Genomic DNA, 22,275 nt, shown 5'->3' on the forward strand with positions numbered 1-22,275 from the left:
ATCATGATATTACGATTTATATTTTCTATTGTATTGTTGTATTCATCAATGGCTTACTCACAGCAAGTTGTAACACCTGTTACTGACCTACTTGGCAGAACTGTGAATGTCAAATTACCGGTACAGCGCGTCATTTTGGGGGAAGGACGACAGCTTTATTTAGTGGCTATGTTTGATAAAGAAAATCCAGCACAAAGGATAGTCGCTTGGCGAAAAGATTTAATACAGTCCGATCCGGCCACATGGCAACAGTACCGACAACAATTTCCACAGTTGGCAAAAATCCCTACCTTTGGTGGCAGCGAACAAGGAACGTTTGATATAGAGCAGGCGATTAATCTGCAACCTGATGTCATCATCATGAATATGGACGCACGCAATACTATTGTTGATGCTGGACACGAAGCTGCACTAGCCCGTGCGGGTATTCCCATTGTTTATGTCGACTTTCGCTATGATCCTATTGCACACATTCCTCCAACAGTGACGTTATTTGGTAAATTATTTGGCCAACCAGATCGCGCAGAAGCTTATTTAACATTCCGTGATAAAGAGTTACAACGAGTGACATCTCGAGTTGAACAATTACAGGGGGCATTGCCAAAAGTATTTTTAGAGCGTCTTGGGGGTTATTCAGAAGAGTGCTGTATGACCTTTGGTAAAGGGAGTTTTGGCCGTTTTGTTAAAATAGCGGGGGGGGATAATATTGCCGACAATCTTGCTCCGGGAACCTTTTTTACGCTAAATCCAGAAAAAGTGGTTGTTGCAAATCCCGATATTGTGATTATTACCAGCGGCAATTTTCAGGCATTTGTGCCGGGTGGAAAGTGGATCCCACTTGGGCCGGGGATTAATATTCAACAATCTAAACATCGACTCGCATGGTTTACGACTCGCCCTGCTTATGTTGATAGTAACGCTCGCCGTCGTGGCGCATTTTTTGCTATTTGGCATCAGTTTTATAATAGTCCCTATGATGTTATTGCTATCCAGCAGCTAGCTAAGTGGATACATCCCCAATTATTTGCTGATCTTGATCCTGATGACACATTCCGTCGTTTACATCAAGAATTTCTACCCATCTCATATCAGCCGGGATATATGATTGATTTGGAAAAAGAGGGGAGGTAAATATGGAGTATGATGTCGTGTTATATCCCATTGCCTTGCTCCGTCCTTCAGAAGAAGTCAACATGGCTCATGTTGAAGCTTTAACTAAGGAAATAGTCCGTTGCCAAAGATGGACAACACCTATACCCATTGAAAAAGAGACCGGAATTATTATGGACGGTAATCATAGGTATCAAGTCGCTCATCATCTTGCTCTCACTTATATTCCTTGTGTGTTGCTTGATTACACTGATACACGCATAACTGTGTATGATTGGCAGAATGGACGAGCGTTTAGCCCATTAAGAATAAGGGAGCAGATATTAAAGCAAGGTAATATTTTCCCTTATAAAACTACTCGACATCTATTTTCTCCAAGCCTTCCGGCCGTTAATTTTCCGCTTGAACAATTAGTTGAAAAAATAGCCAGTAATCATCTGAATGTTTTCAAGTTAGGTGTTGGTAGGTGACCATTAACAGCGGGAAAATTAAATAGCTTAGTATTTATTTGATTTGATAGATAAAACAGCAACGTAATTTTAGCTTGATTAGTCGTATCAAGCTAAGGTTTAATAAGATACTTCTTAATTGCGCAAATAAAAGTCATTTTTCATTTTTGTTGCGCAACAATGTGGTGGTGTAATGTTATTTCCCGCGTTTATCGTAATAAATGCTGTTTAAATCAAAGAATTATTGATTTTCACTGATTACGATAGCCACCTTTGTGGATTTTTTATATTGCGGTTTTTTGCCCGCATTGAGAGAATCAGCTATCTAGATGCTTTTTATCCGACTTGGAGTAGAAAATGACCACTCGTAAAACCCTTGCAAATGCGATCCGTTTTTTAAGCATGGATGCAGTGCAAAAAGCCAAATCAGGGCACCCTGGTGCACCTATGGGCATGGCTGATATTGCAGAAGTATTATGGCGTGATTTTTTAAATCATAATCCAACTAATCCTCACTGGGCAGATCGTGACCGTTTTGTTTTATCTAACGGCCATGCTTCAATGCTGATTTATAGCTTATTACATCTGTCTGGTTATCAAGTTTCTTTAGATGATCTAAAAAATTTCCGTCAGCTGCATTCTAAAACACCGGGTCACCCAGAATATGGTTATACCCCAGGTGTTGAAACTACCACGGGTCCTTTAGGTCAAGGGATTGCTAACGCAGTAGGTTTTGCGATCGCAGAACGCACATTAGCGGCTCAATTTAACCGTCCTGGTCACGATATCGTAGATCACTACACCTACGCCTTTATGGGGGATGGTTGTATGATGGAAGGTATCTCTCACGAAGTATGCTCTTTAGCAGGTACTTTACAGTTAGGTAAACTGATTGCATTTTACGATGACAATGGCATTTCTATTGATGGTAAAGTACATGGTTGGTTTACTGATAATACTGCTGAACGTTTCGAAGCGTATGGCTGGCATGTTATTAGTGGTATTGATGGTCATGATGCAGCGAGTATTAAAGCTGCGATTGAAACCGCACAACAAATTACTGATAAGCCTTCACTGTTAATTTGCAAAACCACTATTGGTTTTGGTTCTCCTCATAAAGCAGGTACTGCCGATTCTCACGGTTCACCATTAGGTGATGCAGAAATTGCAGAAACTCGTAAAGCTCTGGGCTGGGAGTATGGTCCTTTTGAAATTCCACAAGAGATCTACAAAGAGTGGGATGCTAAAGAAGCTGGTAAAGCAAAAGAAGCTGCGTGGGACGCTAAATTTGCTGAGTATGCAGCACAATTCCCTGAATTAGCAGCTGAATTTAAACGTCGTATGTCTGGCGAATTACCTGCAAATTGGGAAAAAGAGTCAACAGCCTTTATTGAACAGTTGCAACATAACCCAGCGAGTATTGCTAGCCGTAAAGCATCACAAAATACATTAGAAGCGTTTGGTAAAGTTTTACCTGAGTTTATGGGTGGCTCTGCTGACCTTGCACCAAGTAACTTAACTATGTGGTCTGGCTCTAAAGCATTAAATGAAGATAAAGCCGGTAACTACATCCATTATGGTGTTCGCGAATTCGGTATGTCTGCCATTATGAATGGTATTGCATTACACGGTGGTTTTGTTCCTTACGGCGCTACCTTCCTGATGTTTATGGAATATGCACGTAATGCGGTACGTATGGCTGCACTGATGAAAATCCGCAGTATCTTTGTTTATACCCATGACTCTATCGGTTTAGGTGAAGATGGTCCTACTCACCAACCTGTTGAGCAAATGGCAAGTCTGCGTGTAACACCAAATATGAGTACATGGCGCCCATGTGACCAAGTTGAGTCAGCAGTAGCATGGAAATACGCTGTTGAGCGTAAAGATGGTCCAACTGCGCTCATCTTCTCTCGTCAAAACCTTGCTCAACAGCCACGTACTCCAGAGCAACTGGCTAATATCGAGAAGGGTGGTTATATCCTGAAAGATTGTGACGGTACACCTGAACTTATCTTTATTGCTACGGGTTCTGAAGTTGAATTAGCTGTTAATGCTTACGATCAATTAACAGCAGAAGGCCGTAAAGTCCGTGTGGTTTCAATGCCAGCAACAGATGCATTTGATAAACAAGATGCTGATTATCGTGAAGCAGTATTACCTGCAGCGGTTAAAGCTCGTGTTGCTATTGAAGCGGGTATCGCGGATTACTGGTTTAAATATGTTGGTCTTGATGGTGTGATTGTCGGTATGCATAGCTTCGGTGAATCTGCTCCTGCAAACGAACTGTTTGCTGAGTTTGGTTTTACTGTTGAAAATGTGGTTACACAGGCAAAAACTCTACTTAAATAATCAATAAATGTTAACAAGAGCACATTTTTGGGAATAATTTCTCAGATGTGCTCTTTTTTTATGCTTCCCCCTTTTTTTGCTATTGCGATTTTCTCTCATTTCTCGTAATCTGAATACCAATAAGCTGAACCGTTTCAGTTATGCTAAAAATGTCGGTGACCGCACATTTTTTAGTTTTACTTGATTTATCGTTGTTGATTAGTCAATTGCTCGATTATTCTAGGCGGTTGCATAATTACGAGTTATCAAGGAAGTTACATGACAATTAGAGTTGCTATTAACGGTTTTGGTCGAATAGGGCGTAATGTGTTAAGAGCGCTTTATGAATCTGGAAAGCGGGCTGAAATAAGCGTTGTTGCAATAAATGAATTGGCTGATGCGACAGGTATTGCTCATTTGCTTAAATATGACTCAAGCCATGGTCGTTTTGCTTGGGATATTCGTGTTAATAATGACTTATTGCAAGTAGGTGATGATGCAATCCGTCTTTTCCATCATGCCGATATTGCAGACTTACCTTGGGGTGAGTTAGGTATTGATGTGGTACTTGATTGTAGTGGCGTTTATGGATCTCGTGCCGATGGTGAGGCGCATATTGCTCAAGGGGCAAAGAAAGTGCTCTTTTCTCATCCGGGAACGATAGATCTTGATGCTACGGTGGTATTCGGTGTTAATCAACATGAACTGAAAAAACAGCACCGCATCGTCTCTAATGCCTCTTGTACCACAAATTGTATTATCCCGATTATTAAAATGATGGATGATGCTTTTGGTATAGAGTCAGGTACAGTGACGACAATCCATGCTGCGATGAATGATCAACCTGTTATTGATGCATATCATAAAGATTTACGTCGTACACGAGCCGCAGGACAATCGATTATTCCGGTTGATACCAAATTAGCTGCCGGTATTACACGGATTTTCCCGAAATTTAAAGATCATTTCGAGGCAATTTCTGTACGAGTTCCTACAATTAATGTGACAGCAATTGATTTAAGTGTCACGGTAAAAAATGCTGTAAATGTGTTAGATGTCAATAAGTTAATTCAAAAATCAGCAACTGGCGCATTTCGTGGTATAGTGGATTACACAGAATTGCCATTAGTCTCAACAGATTTTAACCACGACCCTCATAGTGCCATTGTTGATGGTACACAAACTAGAGTCAGTGGGCAGCATCTGATTAAAACGTTAGTCTGGTGTGATAATGAATGGGGCTTTGCTAACCGAATGCTTGATACGACGTTAGCTATGGCTGCAACTGGTTTTAAATAATCATGTATTAATGACGGTACTCAGCAATAGCACATTATGTGATAATGCGCGGTACTGAACAGAAGATTACTAAATTTTAGAGAATCAATGAGAGGATTCATCATGTCTGTAATTAAGATGACCGATTTAGACCTGGCCGGTAAACGAGTACTAATTCGTGCTGACCTGAACGTTCCAGTGAAAGATGGAAAAGTAACTTCAGATGCACGTATTCGTGCTTCATTACCGACTATTGAAGCGGCTTTAAAACAAGGCGCTAAAGTTATGGTAACTTCACACTTAGGCCGTCCTACTGAAGGTGAGTACAACGAAGAGTTCTCTTTAAAACCAGTTGTTGACTATCTGAAAGAGAAATTATCTGCACCCGTTAGCCTAGCAAAAGACTATTTAAACGGTGTTGATGTTAATGCAGGTGAATTAGTTGTACTTGAAAACGTCCGTTTTAATAAAGGCGAAAAGAAAGACGACGAAACGCTGTCTAAACAATATGCTGCATTATGTGATGTCTTTGTCATGGATGCATTCGGTACGGCTCACCGTGCTCAAGCGTCAACACACGGTGTTGCTAAGTTTGCGGATATCGCTTGCGCGGGTCCTCTGTTATCAGCAGAGCTTGAAGCATTAGGCAAAGCATTAGATAAACCAGAGCGTCCAATGGTGGCTATCGTTGGTGGCTCTAAAGTATCTACTAAATTAACAGTTTTAGATTCATTATCAAAAATTGCTGACCAATTAATCGTTGGTGGTGGTATTGCTAACACCTTTATCGCAGCAGAAGGTCATTCTGTAGGTCGTTCATTATATGAAGCAGACCTTGTTGACGATGCGAAAAAATTAATGGAAAAATGCGATATTCCAGTACCAACAGATGTCCGTGTCGCGACAGAATTCTCAGAAACAGCGCCAGCTGTACTGAAATCAGCAAATGACATCAAAGATGATGAACAAGTATTAGATATCGGTGATGTGACGGCTGAACGTTTAGCTGAAATCCTGAAAAACGCCAAAACCATTCTGTGGAATGGCCCTGTGGGTGTCTTTGAATTCCCTAACTTCCGTAAAGGTACTGAAGTGATTGCTAAAGCGATTGCTGATAGTGATGCTTTCTCTATCGCTGGCGGTGGTGATACATTAGCGGCTATCGATTTATTTGATATCGCAGATAAAATCTCTTACATTTCAACCGGTGGTGGTGCTTTCTTAGAATTCGTAGAAGGTAAAAAACTTCCTGCGGTTGCTATGCTGGAAGAACGCGCTAAACAGTAATTAAGTCACGCTCATACAGGTAGAGTGTAAAACTCTGCCTGTTCCAAATATAGGATCTTATTACATGTCTAAAGTTTTTGATTTCGTAAAACCGGGTGTCATCACTGGTGATGATGTACAAAAAGTATTTGCAGTAGCAAAAGAAAATAATTTTGCTCTGCCTGCAGTTAACTGCGTAGGTACAGACTCAATTAATGCTGTATTAGAAGCAGCTGCGAAAGTGCGTTCTCCTGTTATTGTTCAATTCTCTAATGGTGGTGCTGCATTTATCGCAGGTAAAGGTCTTAAAGCTGAAGCGCCACAACAAGCGGCTATCCTAGGGGCTATTTCTGGTGCTCACCATGTACACCAAATGGCAGAATACTATGGTGTTCCTGTTATTTTACACACTGACCACTGTGCGAAAAAACTGTTACCTTGGATTGATGGTCTGTTAGATGCAGGTGAAAAACACTATGCGAAAACAGGTAAACCACTATTCTCTTCTCATATGATTGACTTATCAGAAGAGTCATTAGAAGAAAATATTGAAATCTGTTCTAAATATTTAGCGCGTATGGCTAAAATCGATATGACTTTAGAAATCGAATTAGGCTGTACTGGTGGTGAAGAAGATGGCGTTGATAACACAGGTATGGATAGCTCTGCGCTATATACCCAACCTGAAGACGTTGCTTACGCTTATGAAAAACTAAATGCTATCAGCCCACGTTTCACTATCGCTGCATCATTTGGTAATGTTCACGGCGTTTATAAACCAGGTAACGTTCAATTAACACCAAAAATTCTTCGTAACTCACAAGACTATGTGTCAGAGAAATACAATCTGCCACACAATAGCTTAAACTTTGTTTTCCACGGTGGTTCTGGTTCATCTGCAGAAGAAATCAAAGAAGCTGTAAGCTACGGTGTTGTGAAAATGAATATCGATACTGATACTCAATGGGCAACTTGGGACGGTATCTTACAGTTCTACAAAAAGAACGAAGGCTATTTACAAAGCCAATTAGGTAATCCAGAAGGCGCTGATAAACCTAACAAGAAATACTATGATCCACGTAACTGGTTACGTCATGGTCAAACATCAATGGTTGTTCGTTTAGAGCAAGCATTTAAAGAGCTAAATGCGATTGATGTTCTGTAATACAATTTTATTGTAATACACCTAAAAAACCCGCTTAGTATGCGGGTTTTTTTGTTGGTTGTTAGCACTAGATACGATGGTATTGGGCTATTTAGTTTCGGTTATATTTGTCATTAAAGGTTTGGTCTGAAATACACAGATAATAAATTCCTTCAATAAAACCGATAATAGCGGGTATCCCCGTCCAGCAAAAAATGAGATATAAAATCCCCATTCCTACTTTACGAAGATAGAATTTATGTATTCCTAGCCCACCAAGAAAAATAGCTAATAATGCGGCTGCTAGCTTATTTTTATCATTCATTAATATCTGCTCCTATTACCAATCATTGGTTTTTAATCATGAATATTGATTATTAGACAATGCTAAATATTGTCAGTTTCAATTAAAGGTACTATTTATAAGATAGATTAAAACCAGAAAAAAGAAAAAAAGAGAAGATCACTAATCATAAATAATAAAAGATTAAGGTTGTAGAAGATTTAATCGCTAAGCATTTTTATAAGAGATAAAAAAGCGCCTTTCTAGGCGCTTTGTCTGTGATAAGCGAAGGTGTTTGCTTATTTACTTAATCATTTTACTCTCTTCTTTCATCATGCGGTTTAGTAAAGGTACTGTTGCCCACATAATCAAACCAACCACTAAGGTAACGATACCGATTTTGCCAAACACATCAGTATAAATAGGCAGTGTTTGTAGTGGATCGGTAATACCTTCAGGTGGCGCGGTAAAGGTTGCTACATGGCCTCCTAACAGGTAAGCCGTCGCTTGTGTTAAGAACCACATACCTAAAATAAAGCCCATCATATATTGCGGTACGAAAGCGGCAATCATCGCTAAGCCTAATGCACTGATCATCAATTCCCCTAGACTTTGGAAGAGATAAATCAGTACAACAAACCAAGGTGATGTTAAGCCTTGAGCATCAGCAAACCACATACCTGAAGCGGCAGCGGTTAGGAAGCCTAATGAGCATAAAAGCATACCTGTGGTAAATTTTGCCGGCATGGATAAATCTTTGCCTTTCGCGCCAAAATGGCTATAAGCCATTGCTAAGATAGGGCTGGCAATAATGATCCAAAATGGATTTAATGCTTGGAAACTCACCGGGTTAATATCAAAGCCTAACAGGGTATGGTGAACATTATGGATAGCAAAAAAGTTAAGTGAGGTTGGCATCTGAGCGTAGAGAATATAGAAAATAACAGCTTCTAACATCAGAACAAATGCAACATACATTTTATTACGTGCCACTCTGTCTTTTTGTTTAAAGGCTTCACGAAAATAAATGATAACCACAACAATAGACAAGCTGATTAAAACGATGTTAGCAATCATCACATTGTGCAACAACCATGCACAAATAAAGACCATAGCGACAGAGCCTGCAATAACTAATAGCAGTTTGTTGAAATTCATTGGCAGGTGATCTGGTTCAGAACCAATATTCACGACCATTTTACGGCAGAAAAAATAGACCAATATGGCCATTATTAAGCCGATACCACAAATATTATAAGTCAGCGCATAGCCATAGCGATCGGCAAGAACGGGGGCAATAGATAAGGAGATTAATGAACCAACATTAATCGACATATAAAATAGTGTAAATGCACCATCAAGACGGGGATCTTTAGGTTTATAGCATTTAGCTAATAGGCTTGCTGGGTTTGCTTTAAATAAACCGTTACCTACTGCGATAGTGGCTAAAGCATAAAAGATTAAATTAGGATACATAATTGACATGCCGGTCATAAAATAACCGATAGCCAATACGATAGCCCCTAAAACAATGGTTCGTTTGGTGCCTAATAGATGGTCACCAACATAACCACCAATAGAAATAAGCCCATAAACTAATGCGGAGAATGCACCAAAAGTAATAAAAGCTTGTTCTTGAGAGAATCCGAGTTTACTAACAAAATAAACGGCAAGAATACCTTGTACGCCGTAGTAACCAAAACGTTCCCATAATTCCACAAAGAAAATCATAAAGAATGGTTTAGGCTGTTGTAATAAACCGACTTTAGCGGGTTTATCCATATCTTTAATGCCCCTAATTATTATTTATTTTCAACAACGATGCTATTTACTCAAATTCACGATGAATGTTACACCCTGATAACATTATCTGTTGTATTTAGAGTGATGTTTGCAAATTTAAGATGGTGATCGGTAAGTCCGGTAGACTAATATATTGATAGAATGACTTCTCAAAGGTTGATCACACTGTTAGTAAGATTAATACCAGATTGAAAAAAATAGTCATTAATTTATTTTCAATTAAAGCGATTTAATTGATCTTTGGTATAAATAATCACCAAAAAGAGCCTATTTTGTTTATATTTTAAGCTTAATAAAGCTGATAAAATATAAGCATAAAAATAGAGTGGAAGGGATATTTATATCGTGACTAATTGATTTTCTAAAGAAAAAGTTTTCTTATAATTTTAATAATTTCTTTTATAACAAACAGATGTTAAAAATAGTTTAATAAAACGCTGATAGCTCTATTTTAGGATAAAGTGAAATAAATATGCATGAAGTGCGGGTAATTATTTAAAATTTAACAAAGGTAATAAAAACGCCTTTATTAATAATGAAGGATTTAAATTGATACCCTCTTCAAAATAATAAAGTGCGTTTTTGTTTTTAATATTAGCTAATTAAGCGGTGGTTGGGACTAATTTATGTTTAACAGGATGGAAGCGACGCTTAAAATAAATTAAGCCATCGCCATCTTCTCGAACCGCAATATTTTTTATCTCTGCCATATAAACAAAGTGAGTACCTACTTGGCGTACATCGTAAATATCACCTTCTAGGCTAGCGAGTGCATTGGTTAATATCGGTTGCTGTAATGCGCCATATTGCCATCCTGGTTGGGTAAAGCGATCAGCCATTGCCAGACCTGTCATACCGGCAAAATGGCAAGCCATCTCTTCTTGTTCATGATTTAAAATATTGATACTTAATTTGCCATTTTCTTGAAACGTACTATTCATTTGGCTTTTACTATTGATGCAAATCATCACTGTCGGTGGAGTATCGGTAACTGAACATACAGCTGTTGCTGTTAAACCACAGCATCCTGCATCACCATTAGTTGCGACAATATTAACGGCAGCACCTAAGCTTGCCATTGCATCCCGAAAAAGTGGGTTAGCCTGTTTTTCATCAGACATTTTTTACTCCTACTGCCAGACTTCTCATCTGTGGGCGTCTTCACTTAAAATAACCATTAGTTAGAAAATCAGAATTTATCTAACTAGTGCCGCTTCACAAAGTTGTAATGATCTTGCTGATTTCTTTGCTGTGTGAATTTAAAGCCGTAACGCTACCTCGCATTAGCCAAGAGATCAATCTTTCTTTGTTACAACCTGTTAACTTTATCTCAAAAAGTCGTGAGACAACCTTATCGCTGGTTGTTATTATTCCTAATAAGTCAAGAAAAGCGATAGGTAAATCAAGTGATTTAGCCTAGTTTGCTGATAAATAACACGAAATGACACATATTATCCTGTTATTTTTTGGGGATATTACGCGGTTTTGTCTGAGAAAAGTACTAAGGTCATCAATTGCTAAAATAGCCTAAAATGTTAGAAATTGAGTCAAGTTTATTTATTTGTTAATATGATTAATTGTAATAAAAAGTCTATTCTTAGAATATTATTCATTTATAACTATAACGAGTTATAATTTTCACCGGCTAGATTGAGTGATTTTTCATCAATTTATCTATCAATAAAGAGCTTCTGATTATGCATGAGTCATTAACAATCGCGCTATTGCAAGCACGGGAATCTGCGATGGGATTTTTTCGCCCCGTTCTTAAAGAGCATAATCTGACAGAGCAGCAGTGGCGGATCATCCGAGTTCTTGCTGATAAGCGCTCTATCGATTTTCACGAATTAGCACAAAAAACCTGTATCCTGCGTCCAAGTTTGACAGGTATTTTGATTAGAATGGAAAGAGATGAGCTAATTTGTCGATTAAAACCAGTGAGTGATCAACGTAAATTATTCGTTTCTCTATCAACCAATGGGCAAAATTTATATGATAAAATCCAGCCTAAGATAGAAGAAGGGTACCAATTACTCGAACAAAAGTTTTCTACAGAAAAACTGCAACATTTATCTATCTTACTGAAAGAACTGATAGCGTTAAATCCAGAAAATAGTCATTCAACTGAAAAATAACATGTGTGCACCAAGAAAAAAGAGATGATGTTATACCATCATCTCTTTTGTTTTTATGTAATAGGTGAAATTACCTTTTACCTAATACGTGTAAGAAGTGAATATGTTTTTCATACTGATCGAGTATGTCATGAATAATTTGTTCTTTTGTCCAGCCCATGACATCGTAATCTTGCCCACCTTCTTTGAGATGAATTTCAGCACGATAGTATTTATGCTCTTCATCTTTTTCTTCATCTGTTAAGCCTGCTAGCGCGAAAGCGGGTTGAGTATAGAATCGTAATCGTACTTCATAAAAGAAGTTCATATCCTCACCTAAGTCCACTTCAAAGCCGATGCGATCTTCTTCTTCGTCATGGATATAGCATTGAATACCTTGTTTGCTTAATTCTGCCGACACCATTTCCATGGAAGGATTAACGACTTCTTCCATAAAACGTTTTACATGTGAACGTTTAGGAAAATAAGCAATATTTCTTAATCGACGTTGCCAAGGAATAGGATTACGGCTAGCCGGTGGGGCGATAGTCGTCATCTGTTGGCTATCTCGCTTATAAACATCCACTCGCAATGCCTTAATTAATCCATAAATTGATGCCAATAGCACGATGGCAAATGGTAACGCACTGGCAATGGTGACAGTTTGTAATGCTGATAAACCTCCTGCCAATAACAAGGTAATGGCTGAAATACCCATTAATGCAGCCCAGAAGATACGTTGCCATACAGGGGTTTCTGAATCTCCTCCTGACGCTAGGGTATCAACCACCATTGCACCGGAGTCTGCTGAGGTGACAAAAAAGACAATGACCATCAGCATTGCGACAAAGGAAAGCACTGATGAGAATGGAAAATAGTTTAAGAATTCAAACAGTGCTAATGACACATCTTGTTGTACTATATTCGCAAGAACTTCTGCACCTTTATCTTTAATTAAATAGATAGCGGTATTACCAAAGACAGTCATCCAAAGTAAGGTAAAGCCAGCTGGAACAAAGAGTACGCCGACAACAAACTCACGAATAGTACGACCACGGGAGATCCGTGCAATAAACATACCGACAAAAGGCGACCACGATAACCACCAGCCCCAATAAAGCAGTGTCCATCCACCTAACCAATCACTTGATTTTGGTTCGTAGGCATAAAGATTAAACGTTTTACTCACTATTTCTGATAAATAGCCCCCTGTATTTTCAACAAACGATTTTAAAATCAATACAGTAGGGCCAAGAATAATGACTAATAAAAGAAGAATAACGGCTAAACCAAGGTTAAGCTCGGATAAAAAACGGATACCTTTTTCTAATCCAGAGACAACCGAAATAGTAGCAAGCCCGGTGATAACAACAATTAAAACCACTTGCACGGTTGGATTAATTGGAATATCGAATAGATGGTTTAAACCGGCATTAACTTGTAGAACACCAAAACCCAGTGAAGTTGCGACACCAAATACGGTGCCCATCACAGCAAAAATATCTACCGCATGCCCAATAGGGCCATAAATACGGTCGCCAATGATAGGATAAAGGGCGGAACGTAACGTTAATGGCAAGCCATGGCGGTAGCTAAAAAACGCCAGAATTAATGCCACGATGGCGTAAATAGCCCAAGCATGTAATCCCCAGTGGAAGAAAGTCAAACGCATAGCTTCTTTGGCGGCTTCAATCGTCTGCGCATCCCCTGTGGGTGGCATTAAATAGTGCATAACGGGTTCTGCGACACCAAAGAACATCAGCCCAATACCCATACCTGCTGAAAACAGCATCGCGAACCAAGCAAAATAGCTAAAATGTGGACGAGCATGATCAGGGCCTAATTTTATTTCGCCAAAGCGCGATAGCCCTAAATAAGTCACACTCAGCAAAACCAATGCTACGGCTAAAATATAAAACCAGCTCGCGTTGGTGAAAAGGTTTTCCTGAAGGTGCCCTAGCTTGTCATTAGCGAGTTCAGGAAATAGCGCTGAAAACCCTACGACGAGCATAATAAGTATTGCGGAGGTGTAAAATACGGGAGGATTAATTTTCATCCTAATTTTTTTTGGTGTGATTTCATTTTGTTGGCTCATAGTTAACCTATTTTTGTTATTTTTCTTAGACAAGACTTTTCGATATTGCAATCTAGCATGTTAGTGGTATCGCTAGGAAAGAAAAGTTTGTAAGAAAATTTGAATAAAACATCAGATGATCTTGAAGCTTTATAAAAGAACGGAAATAAATTATATTTTTCCGTAAGGTGAAGAAAATTACAATTAAATCAATTTATTATCATATGTTTTTAGTCAGCGTCTTGACGCTTTAATAGGTTTCTCCTGTTGAAAAAAGGATAGTATGGTTACATTTTTTGCTTAATCGATCAACTCCTGTTTGTTTTTTGCACAAAAAAAGCCAGTAAAATATTACTGGCTTTTTCAACATCAAAATTTCTGAAATGAAATTATTTATTATCAGCCTTTAGAGAATCAATTTTTTGCTTTGCTTGATCGGTGAGCTCATCGGCTTTATCAAGCGCTTTATCTTTAGTATCTTGCGCTTGCTGTTTTACATCATCACTGGTTTTAGCCGCATCTTCTTTTAGTTGCGCTGCTTTGTCGCTAGCATTTTGTTTTAAGTTATCTGCAGTGGTATTAGCGTTTTGTTTCACTTCTTCTGCTTTACCAGCCAGTTTGTCACTTTCATTATTTAAACTTTGTTTGATTTCATCTGCTTTTGCACTTGCAGAATCTTTTAGTTCATCTGTTTTTTGTGCAATGCTCTCTTTTAATGCATCGGTTTTTTGATCGGCTTGTGCTTTAAGCTCTGCAGCTTTATCTTCAGCTTGCTCTTTTAGCTTGGCCGCATCTTGTTTTAATTCGTCAGCTGTCGCTGATGCACTCTCTTTTAAATCAGCGGCTTTTTCTTTAGCTTGATCTGTTAATTCTTTTGCTTTGTCTTGAGCCGTTTCATTTACTTGGGTTGCTGTCTCTTTTGCTTTATCAATACCTTCATCCACTTTTTTCGATGAATCATCACAACCTGCTGTAATGGTAACAAGACCTGCTAGAATTAAAGATGCCAGTAATTTTTTGTTCATGTTTCTCTCCAGAGAATGTATCCAAAACATATCGATGATATCTCGCATAACTAGTATTAAAAGCGAGAGGTTATTGAGTTGATATTTTATATATTATCTTAACTCCCAATAAAATAAGTATAGTGAGAGTCTGAAAATCAACAAGGTTAAGTATATTAAGTGATTACCACTAGTCAAATATATTAGATTTGTAAGGTTAATATCTGTCAGATTTCTCTCAATGGTATGTTTTATGCTTTATAATTACAGTGTGAATCGTTTTGCAAAGGTGCTTAAGAAATGGAATATTATCTGCTTGTGGTTATCAAGTTTATTATTGGTTTTACAATAATTTTGGCTCATATGAATATTTCAGGGAAGACACAACTCTCTCAACTAACTCCCATTGATTTTATTGGTAATTTTGTTTTAGGGGGGATTATGGGAGGGGTTATTTACACAGATGCAATCCCGCTTTACCAATATGTTATTGTCTTTTTGATAGGTGTATTTTTTATTTCTTTTCTCAATTATATCAGTAAAAAATTTAATTTTTTCCGAGCAGTAGCGATAGGTAATCCGATCCCGATTATTAAAAAGGGAAGATTTATTATGGAAAACATTACTGAGAAGAAAAATAAGATTGATATTCTTAATATCACTTCTAGGTTACATGCCCAAGGAATTCATTCTTTTCAAGAAGTTAATTATGCTCAAATTGAACCTGATGGACAAATAACGGTGGTGTGTGATGGTGCTAAAATGCCCTCTATCATTATTATGAAAGATGGTGTTATCCGAACTTCTGAACTTGAGCAGATAGAACGAGATGAAAATTGGTTAAACGAAGAGATGAAAAAACAACATATAGATAACCCAGAAGATGTTTTTTTAGCCGAATTTTGGGATGGTAAAGTCAATTTCATTTTGCAAGACGGTAAGATCAAACACGATTTCATTCCGACTGCTGAGTAGCAATATCCTGTGAAAGAATAAAAGCAACGATTAATACTATCTCAAGAGTCGCTATCGTTGCTCTATTTTGATTTAGTATTAGTTAAAGTTTGAATGTCTCAAAATCACTGGCGATTTGTGTATTGTCAAATATAGTATGACATTCCGCTAATAGCTCGGGGGTTTCTTTAGGTGAATAGCGACTACTGATATGAGTAATGATTAATCGCTTAGCATTCGCTTTTTTGGCTAACTCAGCTGCCTGTATGGTACTTGAATGTCCACGACTATTGGCTTTATCAGCCATATCATGTTTAAAGGTTGCTTCATGGACAATAACATCGGCATTCTCAGCGAGTTTAACTGCATTAGGCGTTGGTTGTGTATCGCCAAAAATCACAATACAACGACCTTTGATCTCTGTGCTTAGATAATCTTTTCCATCAATGATCCGTCCATCAGGTAGCGTAACGGTTTTCCCTTGTTTTAATAATTTATACCAAGGGCCTCTAGGAATATTCTCTGTCTCTAGCTTGTCAGCATTGAGTTTACCCGGTTTATTGTCTTCTTCTAGACGATAACCAAAGCAGGGGACAGGATGTGATAATGCGCCACAACTTGCGCGTATACCTTCTTCTTCAAAAAGAAAACCATCTTGTTCTATTTCAATAATATCTAAAGGGTAAGTGAGATAAGATTGGCTTAATGTAAGGGCTGTTTCTATAAATGCCTTAATGCCCGTAGGCCCATAAATGGTTAACGGGTTTTCTGTGCCCCCCATTGAACGGCTACAGAGTAGTCCGGGTAAACCAAAAATATGATCACCATGTAAATGGGTAATAAAAATCTTATTGATGCGTGATAGCTTTACATGGCTATGTAAGATCTGATGCTGGGTCGCCTCTCCACAATCGAACATCCACAGACTTTTTTGTTTATTTTGTAAATCAAGCACCATACTGGTGACGTTGCGATCTTTAGAAGGCACGCCTGCATTAGTGCCTAAAAAGGTAAGTTCCATAATGAAATCCTGATCTCCATGGTGAATTTTTAACATTCATCTTAATCGTAATGGTATCTAAACTAAATAAAATTCTGCAACTGTGATTAAGGTAATCTTCTCATTAAAGTTGATATGAATAATAGTGTGAATAAAAGATAATATACTTTATTTACTAAAATTAAATTTCTCTGATTAACGATTTAAATGTATCTGTTTTTATACAAACAGAATGAATGGGGCATATTCTTAATTTGTTTATTTTTTTTAATAAAGTTTAAAGTTCTTATTGAAAAAATAAAAAAAGTAAAATTTAAATTATGATTTTTTGAGTAAATAAACATATCTTACAAATTGAAATACTTTTTGTGTTTTTTTTACAATTTTAGTTTTTAATTTTTATCTTAAAAAGTTGTTTTGTTAATACAATGTAATGATATTAATTCTGTCTAATCAGAAAATATTCCATTATGAAGGTTTAATTTCTATATAGTTCTTTTTTATTATTTGGTTACAGCATTATTTAATTTTATTATGTCTATTTCTTAGTAAGTTAATGCTTTCAATTTTCTAATTAATTTCTTGTTTTTCATGCTGTTAAATTTAACCGCAATATTTCAAAACAACCTTTTAGTTTTAAATTCTATTAAAAATAATTTATTGGTTTTTTATTCTGAAAAATCATCGTTATTGAATAATAAAAGTTATAATATTGTATCTTTTTTGTACTTATATGTAAATTTATGGTTATTTGTTTTTTTGTTATAATATTAAAATAATAAAATTTATTTCTATTTATAAAAATATATTTCCTTTAATTTTTTACACTTTATATCTAAGTATTTTGTATTTAAAAGTCTATAAATATTCTTTTTATGATGCTATTTTTGGTTTTTTTATCTAATTACTTATTTTGGGGGTAATTATAATTTGCGTAAGATGAAAAAAAATCCAATTAATATCAGTGTATTAATAAATATATATTTAATTAAATTTATCAGGTTTGACTTAAATAAAGTGGCAGAGAATAATAAACCCAACTTGATATGAGCGTTATCTAATTTCGGTTGTTAATTATTATTTATTTTATGTATTGATGATTAATTATAGAGATTAATTTTTACAATATATCAAGATATACCAAATTCATTGCGTATCTTATTCATAAAAGAGAAGTGTATCGCCTGTATGGGATTATTTTTCTTAATTGAATGTTGTTGCTTTTATACTTTATTTAACTTTTATATTTTAGGAAAACAAAATGAAATTAAAAAAACTGCATTTAGTTTTAGGGTTAGGCTTATCTATCATTGCGGGCTCTGCATTAGCGGCAGATCAAGGGCATGGTACTGTTGAATTCTATGGTTCAATTATTGATGCTCCTTGTTCTATCGATCCTGATTCAGGTGCTCAACGTATTCCATTAGGTCAAGTGTCATCTAGCGCACTGAAAGACGGTGGCCGTAGTGCATCAAAAATGTTTAAAATCAAATTATTACAGTGTTCTACTGAGACATATAAAACAGTCAAAACAACCTTTACCGGTGCTGAAGCTCCTGATGTTTTAGAGGGGGCTTTAGGTATTGAAGGGATCGCCAAAAATGCAGCTGTTGTTATCACCAATGCAGGTGGTGAACAAATCAAATTAGGTCAAGCAAGTGCCGCCCAAACATTGAATGACGGTAACAATGACTTAAATTTTGCCGCTTATTTACAAGGATCTTCCTCAAAAGCTGCTATTCCTGGTGATTTTACAGCAATAGCCACTTTTGCTTTATCTTATCAATAATAGTCGTCAAATAAAGCTTTGTATAAGGATATACAAGGCTTTGTTAATTGATGAGCTTTCTTATCGTTAGGACACTTTTGTCATCGCGCTAGATATCGATGGTGAGTAATAGTAAAACGCGCTCTTTTTATAAATACAAAAGGATTATCAAACATAGTGATATTTCATCCGTAGGGGCATTACTGATAATTGACTGTTTTGGGCTCGAATATTACTAAATGGATTAGTTAGGTTTACTTATGGCTAAATTATTCAAGACGATTGATTTAAATGTTAAACATAAAAGTAAGCAGTGCAGAGGTCGTTCTGCTACCACACTGATCTATTTCGTGATTATAGGGATGGCAAGTATTGCCAGCGATTCATTTGCTGTTAGCAAAGATATTGAATTTAACTCAGATATTCTTGACTTAAAAGATCGAGGAAATATTGATTTATCAAGCTTTTCCCGAGCGGGATATATTACTCCTGGCAAGTATGAGTTAATTATTAATATTAATAACAATGAATTAAGTGGAACTTATCGTGTTGACTATATTGTGCCCAAAGATGATCCCAAGGCAAGCGAACCTTGTATCTCACCTATATTAGTTAAGCAGTTTGCACTCAGACCAGAATGGTTAAAAAAGTTAACTTGGAAAGATAAGGGTAATTGCCTTAATGAGGCATCGTTACCAGGTATGAGCCTGAGGACAGATTTAGGTAGTGGGGTTTTTTTTATTACTCTTCCTCAAGCTTATCTAGAATATTCATCACCGAATTGGGAGTCGCCTTCTTTTTGGGACGAAGGTATTGCTGGATTATTGTTTGATTATAACGTTAATGCCAATGTCAGAGCGCCTAGTGATGGCAAGCAGAAACAGCAGATCACCGCAAATGGTACGGCGGGGGCAAATTTAGGTGTTTGGCGTTTTCGGGCAGATTGGCAAGCAAGTTATGAGCACACTACAGGTGTATTGCATAGCACAGAAAATCACTGGAATTGGGATCAATTCTATCTTTATCGAGCGATAACGAAATGGGGCGCCCGTTTAGTCATGGGGGAGACTTACTTACGTTCAAACCTATTAGATAATTTCCGTTTTACGGGAATAAGTTTACTTACGGATGAGCAAATGTTGCCCCCTAATTTACGAGGTTATGCTCCAGAGATCACGGGAGTTGCAAAAACGAATGCAAAAGTCACCGTGAGTCAACAAGGACGGATTATCTATGAGACACAAATCGCGCCTGGGCCATTTCGTATTCAAGATCTGCATGATGCGGTAAGTGGACGCTTGGATGTTCGTATTGAAGAGCAGGACGGAACAATACAAGAATACCAAATTGATACAGCCAATATTCCTTATCTTACAAGACCGGGACGCCTTCAATATAAAGTATCTGCGGGTAAGCCTTCTCGATTAGATCATAAAACTGAAGGGCCTATTTTTGCAATGGGAGAGTTTTCTTGGGGAGTGAATAATGGTTGGTCTCTTTTTGGTGGCACTTTAGTTTCTAAGGATTATAACTCGGCCTCGCTAGGTTTTGGACGAGATCTAATGATGTTAGGTGCTATCTCTTTTGATACGACTCATTCATGGGCAACCTTCGCTAATGAGAATAAACACTATCATGGCAGTTCATATCGAATTAGCTATTCAAAGCGTTTTGAATCTATTGATGGGCAAATCACTTTTGCAGGCTATCGATTCTCTGATCGTCATTTTATGAGTATGGATCAATATTTAGATAGGCGTTATCGCTATGGCGCACAAGAAAATAATAAAGAGCTTTATACCCTTACACTGAGTAAACAATTTCCTCAATGGGGACTTAGTACCTATATAAATTATAACCATCAAAGGTATTGGGATCGACCGAATAACGACTATTACAACTTCTCTTTATCAAAGTATCTCGCTATCGGGAAGTTTAAAAACATTAACATTAGCTTATCCGCTTATCGTAATCGTTTTAATGGCAATCATGACAACGGCGTGTATTTCAACATTAATTTGCCTTGGCGTGATAGAGCAACGATAAGTTATAACTCGGTCATAAATAAAGAAGGTAACTCACATAATGTCAGCTATTTCGATCGCATTGATGATAACAATAATTATCGTCTAAGTGCAGGAGTTAGTAGTCGAGGTAAACCATCGGCTGATGGTTTCTTTACACATTATGGTGATGTTGCTTTAGTAACGGCTTCAGCCAGTCATATTAACGGCGACTATACTTCGGCATCTTTATCTTTCCAAGGTGGGGCAACATTAACCACTAAAGGCGGGGATTTTCACCGTAGCAATATGCCGGGAGCAACCCGTTTGTTAATTGATACTCAAGGTGTTTCCGATGTCCCGGTAAAAAGTCTTAGTGCCATATCTCATACCAATATTTTTGGCAAGGCGGTGATCCCCGATATTAATCACTATTATCGAGGCAGTGCTTCTATCGATCTTAAACAGCTACCAGACAATGTTGAAGCACTACGTTCTATTCATCAATTAACTTTGACTGAAGGCGCTATTGGCTATCGTCAATTTGATGTGATTGCCGGACACAAAGCGATGGCAACAGTACAGTTGGCTGAAGGAGGCGCTCCGCCATTTGCAGCGACAGTAACAACGCTTAATGGTCGAGAATTAGGTGTTTTTAACGACGGTGGAAAGGTTTATTTAAGCGGTATTAATTCAGGCGATGTCTTGTATGTACATTGGGATGGTAAAAACCAATGCCAATTATCCATTCCTAAATTGGCGGATACACAACTGATCACATCACTGCTTTTAACTTGCTTTCAAAGAAAGCCGACTATTTCAACATCATTCCTAGAAACAGATAAAACGCAAGCATTACCTCAACATTCATTTCTTAGTAAATAACGCTAAGTAATAACAATAATTGATTGATAGAGAGAAGAGTAATTAAAGATGATGGCATCTAAACATTTATTTATGGTAACTACCACCTTATTAACTGGAATGGTGTTTACGTCGCAAGTTGGTGCGACAATCGCTTTAGATCGTACACGTATTATTTTTAATGGTGCTGATAAATCAGTAAGTCTGAGTATAAGTAATCAAAACAAAGAATTACCTTATTTAGCTCAAGGTTGGCTAGAGAACGAGCAAGGAGAAAAAATAGAAACACCTCTTATTGTATTACCTCCTATTCAGCGTATTGAACCTGGGAATAAGAGCCAAGTGAAAGTGCAATCATTACCTGATATTGCACAACTACCTCAAGATAGAGAGAGTGTTTTTTATTTTAATTTACGTGAGATCCCTCCACGTAGTGATAAACCCAACGTATTACAAATTGCATTACAAACGCGGATAAAATTGTTCTATCGACCAAAATCTATTTATGCCACCCAAACTGATTTAAGTAATCCATGGCAGGAAAAAATTACCTTAACAAAGCAGGGGGAGAGTTATGTTGTGCATAATCCCACACCCTATTATATCACTATTGTTGATGGTCTAACGGATCTGAAAGGGAAAAGCTTAGAAGGATTTACCCCTATCATGGTAGCGCCTCGAGGGTAGGAAAAACTCAATTTAACGGTTTCTACGCTGGGGGCTTCTCCGGTATTAAGTTACATCAATGATTACGGTGGTCGTCCAAGATTGAAATTTAGCTGCGATAGTCGTGAATGTAAGGTGATAGAAACAGACCAAGGAAATTAATA

17 protein-coding genes and 1 pseudogene are annotated in these 22,275 nt (G+C 37.3%); 12 read left to right on the forward strand and 6 right to left on the reverse strand.

Annotation, left to right across the window (positions count from 1 at the left end; genetic code table 11):
- The first annotated feature begins 3 nt into the window (after nt 1–3).
- The 6 genes from PMI_RS01155 to fbaA all read left to right on the forward strand — a co-directional run bounded on the left by PMI_RS01155 (nt 4) and on the right by fbaA (nt 7,599).
- Nucleotides 4–1,131 (forward strand): ABC transporter substrate-binding protein, encoded by a 1,128-nt coding sequence (locus PMI_RS01155; protein ID WP_004247313.1) that lies wholly within the window; start codon nt 4–6, stop codon nt 1,129–1,131.
- Nucleotides 1,132–1,133: 2 nt separating this feature from the next.
- Nucleotides 1,134–1,580, forward strand: a complete 447-nt coding sequence (locus PMI_RS01160) for a ParB N-terminal domain-containing protein (protein WP_004244957.1) — start codon at nt 1,134–1,136, stop codon at nt 1,578–1,580.
- Between the two features lie 336 nt (nt 1,581–1,916).
- A complete protein-coding gene (gene tkt, locus PMI_RS01165) occupies nt 1,917–3,911 on the forward strand; it encodes a transketolase (RefSeq protein ID WP_004244955.1) in 1,995 nt (664 codons plus the stop codon).
- Nucleotides 3,912–4,169: 258 nt separating this feature from the next.
- Entirely contained in the window at nt 4,170–5,189 is a 1,020-nt protein-coding gene (gene epd / locus PMI_RS01170; RefSeq protein ID WP_004244954.1) for an erythrose-4-phosphate dehydrogenase, read from the forward strand.
- 102 nt (nt 5,190–5,291) lie between these two features.
- Nucleotides 5,292–6,455 (forward strand): phosphoglycerate kinase, encoded by a 1,164-nt coding sequence (gene pgk, locus PMI_RS01175; RefSeq protein WP_004247314.1) that lies wholly within the window; start codon nt 5,292–5,294, stop codon nt 6,453–6,455.
- Nucleotides 6,456–6,519: 64 nt separating this feature from the next.
- Nucleotides 6,520–7,599: a class II fructose-bisphosphate aldolase gene (gene fbaA / locus PMI_RS01180; RefSeq protein WP_004244952.1), complete on the forward strand. Its 1,080-nt coding sequence runs from the start codon at nt 6,520–6,522 to the stop codon at nt 7,597–7,599.
- 91 nt (nt 7,600–7,690) lie between these two features.
- On the opposite strand, the gene PMI_RS01185 is transcribed toward fbaA, so the two are convergent.
- The 3 genes from PMI_RS01185 to hpaC all read right to left on the reverse strand — a co-directional run bounded on the left by PMI_RS01185 (nt 7,691) and on the right by hpaC (nt 10,785).
- Nucleotides 7,691–7,903 (reverse strand): TM2 domain-containing protein, encoded by a 213-nt coding sequence (locus PMI_RS01185; protein WP_004244951.1) that lies wholly within the window; start codon nt 7,901–7,903, stop codon nt 7,691–7,693.
- Between the two features lie 261 nt (nt 7,904–8,164).
- Nucleotides 8,165–9,643 carry a dipeptide/tripeptide permease DtpB gene (gene dtpB, locus PMI_RS01190; RefSeq protein ID WP_004244950.1) on the reverse strand — a complete coding sequence of 493 codons (1,479 nt, stop codon included), beginning with the start codon at nt 9,641–9,643 and terminating at the stop codon, nt 8,165–8,167.
- Nucleotides 9,644–10,266: 623 nt separating this feature from the next.
- Nucleotides 10,267–10,785, reverse strand: a complete 519-nt coding sequence (hpaC, locus tag PMI_RS01195) for a 4-hydroxyphenylacetate 3-monooxygenase, reductase component (RefSeq protein ID WP_004244949.1) — start codon at nt 10,783–10,785, stop codon at nt 10,267–10,269.
- Nucleotides 10,786–10,892: 107 nt separating this feature from the next.
- Here hpaC and PMI_RS01200 point away from each other — a divergent pair, with 107 nt between their 5' ends.
- Nucleotides 10,893–11,084 (forward strand): hypothetical protein, encoded by a 192-nt coding sequence (locus PMI_RS01200; protein ID WP_041707081.1) that lies wholly within the window; start codon nt 10,893–10,895, stop codon nt 11,082–11,084.
- A 277-nt stretch (nt 11,085–11,361) separates the two neighbouring features.
- Nucleotides 11,362–11,799 (forward strand): homoprotocatechuate degradation operon regulator HpaR, encoded by a 438-nt coding sequence (gene hpaR, locus PMI_RS01205; RefSeq protein ID WP_004244947.1) that lies wholly within the window; start codon nt 11,362–11,364, stop codon nt 11,797–11,799.
- A gap of 70 nt (nt 11,800–11,869) precedes the next feature.
- Here hpaR and betT read toward each other — a convergent pair whose 3' ends face one another.
- Both betT and PMI_RS01215 read right to left on the reverse strand, forming a co-directional pair.
- Nucleotides 11,870–13,873: a choline BCCT transporter BetT gene (gene betT, locus PMI_RS01210; RefSeq protein WP_004244946.1), complete on the reverse strand. Its 2,004-nt coding sequence runs from the start codon at nt 13,871–13,873 to the stop codon at nt 11,870–11,872.
- Nucleotides 13,874–14,241: 368 nt separating this feature from the next.
- A complete protein-coding gene (locus PMI_RS01215; RefSeq protein WP_004247317.1) occupies nt 14,242–14,877 on the reverse strand; it encodes a hypothetical protein in 636 nt (211 codons plus the stop codon).
- 279 nt (nt 14,878–15,156) lie between these two features.
- Between PMI_RS01215 and PMI_RS01220 the strand changes: the two genes are divergently transcribed.
- Nucleotides 15,157–15,831: a DUF421 domain-containing protein gene (locus tag PMI_RS01220; RefSeq protein WP_004244944.1), complete on the forward strand. Its 675-nt coding sequence runs from the start codon at nt 15,157–15,159 to the stop codon at nt 15,829–15,831.
- A gap of 82 nt (nt 15,832–15,913) precedes the next feature.
- Here PMI_RS01220 and rnz read toward each other — a convergent pair whose 3' ends face one another.
- Nucleotides 15,914–16,831, reverse strand: a complete 918-nt coding sequence (gene rnz, locus PMI_RS01225; protein ID WP_012367526.1) for a ribonuclease Z — start codon at nt 16,829–16,831, stop codon at nt 15,914–15,916.
- A gap of 1,240 nt (nt 16,832–18,071) precedes the next feature.
- Here rnz and PMI_RS01230 point away from each other — a divergent pair.
- The 3 genes and pseudogenes from PMI_RS01230 (at nt 18,072) to PMI_RS01240 (ending at nt 22,273) form a co-directional block, all read left to right on the forward strand.
- Nucleotides 18,072–18,599 carry a fimbrial protein gene (locus PMI_RS01230; protein ID WP_004244940.1) on the forward strand — a complete coding sequence of 176 codons (528 nt, stop codon included), beginning with the start codon at nt 18,072–18,074 and terminating at the stop codon, nt 18,597–18,599.
- A gap of 239 nt (nt 18,600–18,838) precedes the next feature.
- Nucleotides 18,839–21,466, forward strand: a complete 2,628-nt coding sequence (locus PMI_RS01235) for an outer membrane usher protein (protein WP_012367527.1) — start codon at nt 18,839–18,841, stop codon at nt 21,464–21,466.
- Between the two features lie 48 nt (nt 21,467–21,514).
- Nucleotides 21,515–22,273, forward strand: a pseudogene (locus PMI_RS01240) (fimbria/pilus periplasmic chaperone).
- Nucleotides 22,274–22,275: the final 2 nt, after the last annotated feature.

The sequence above is a fragment of the Proteus mirabilis HI4320 genome (genome assembly GCF_000069965.1).
Lineage (GTDB): Bacteria > Pseudomonadota > Gammaproteobacteria > Enterobacterales > Enterobacteriaceae > Proteus > Proteus mirabilis.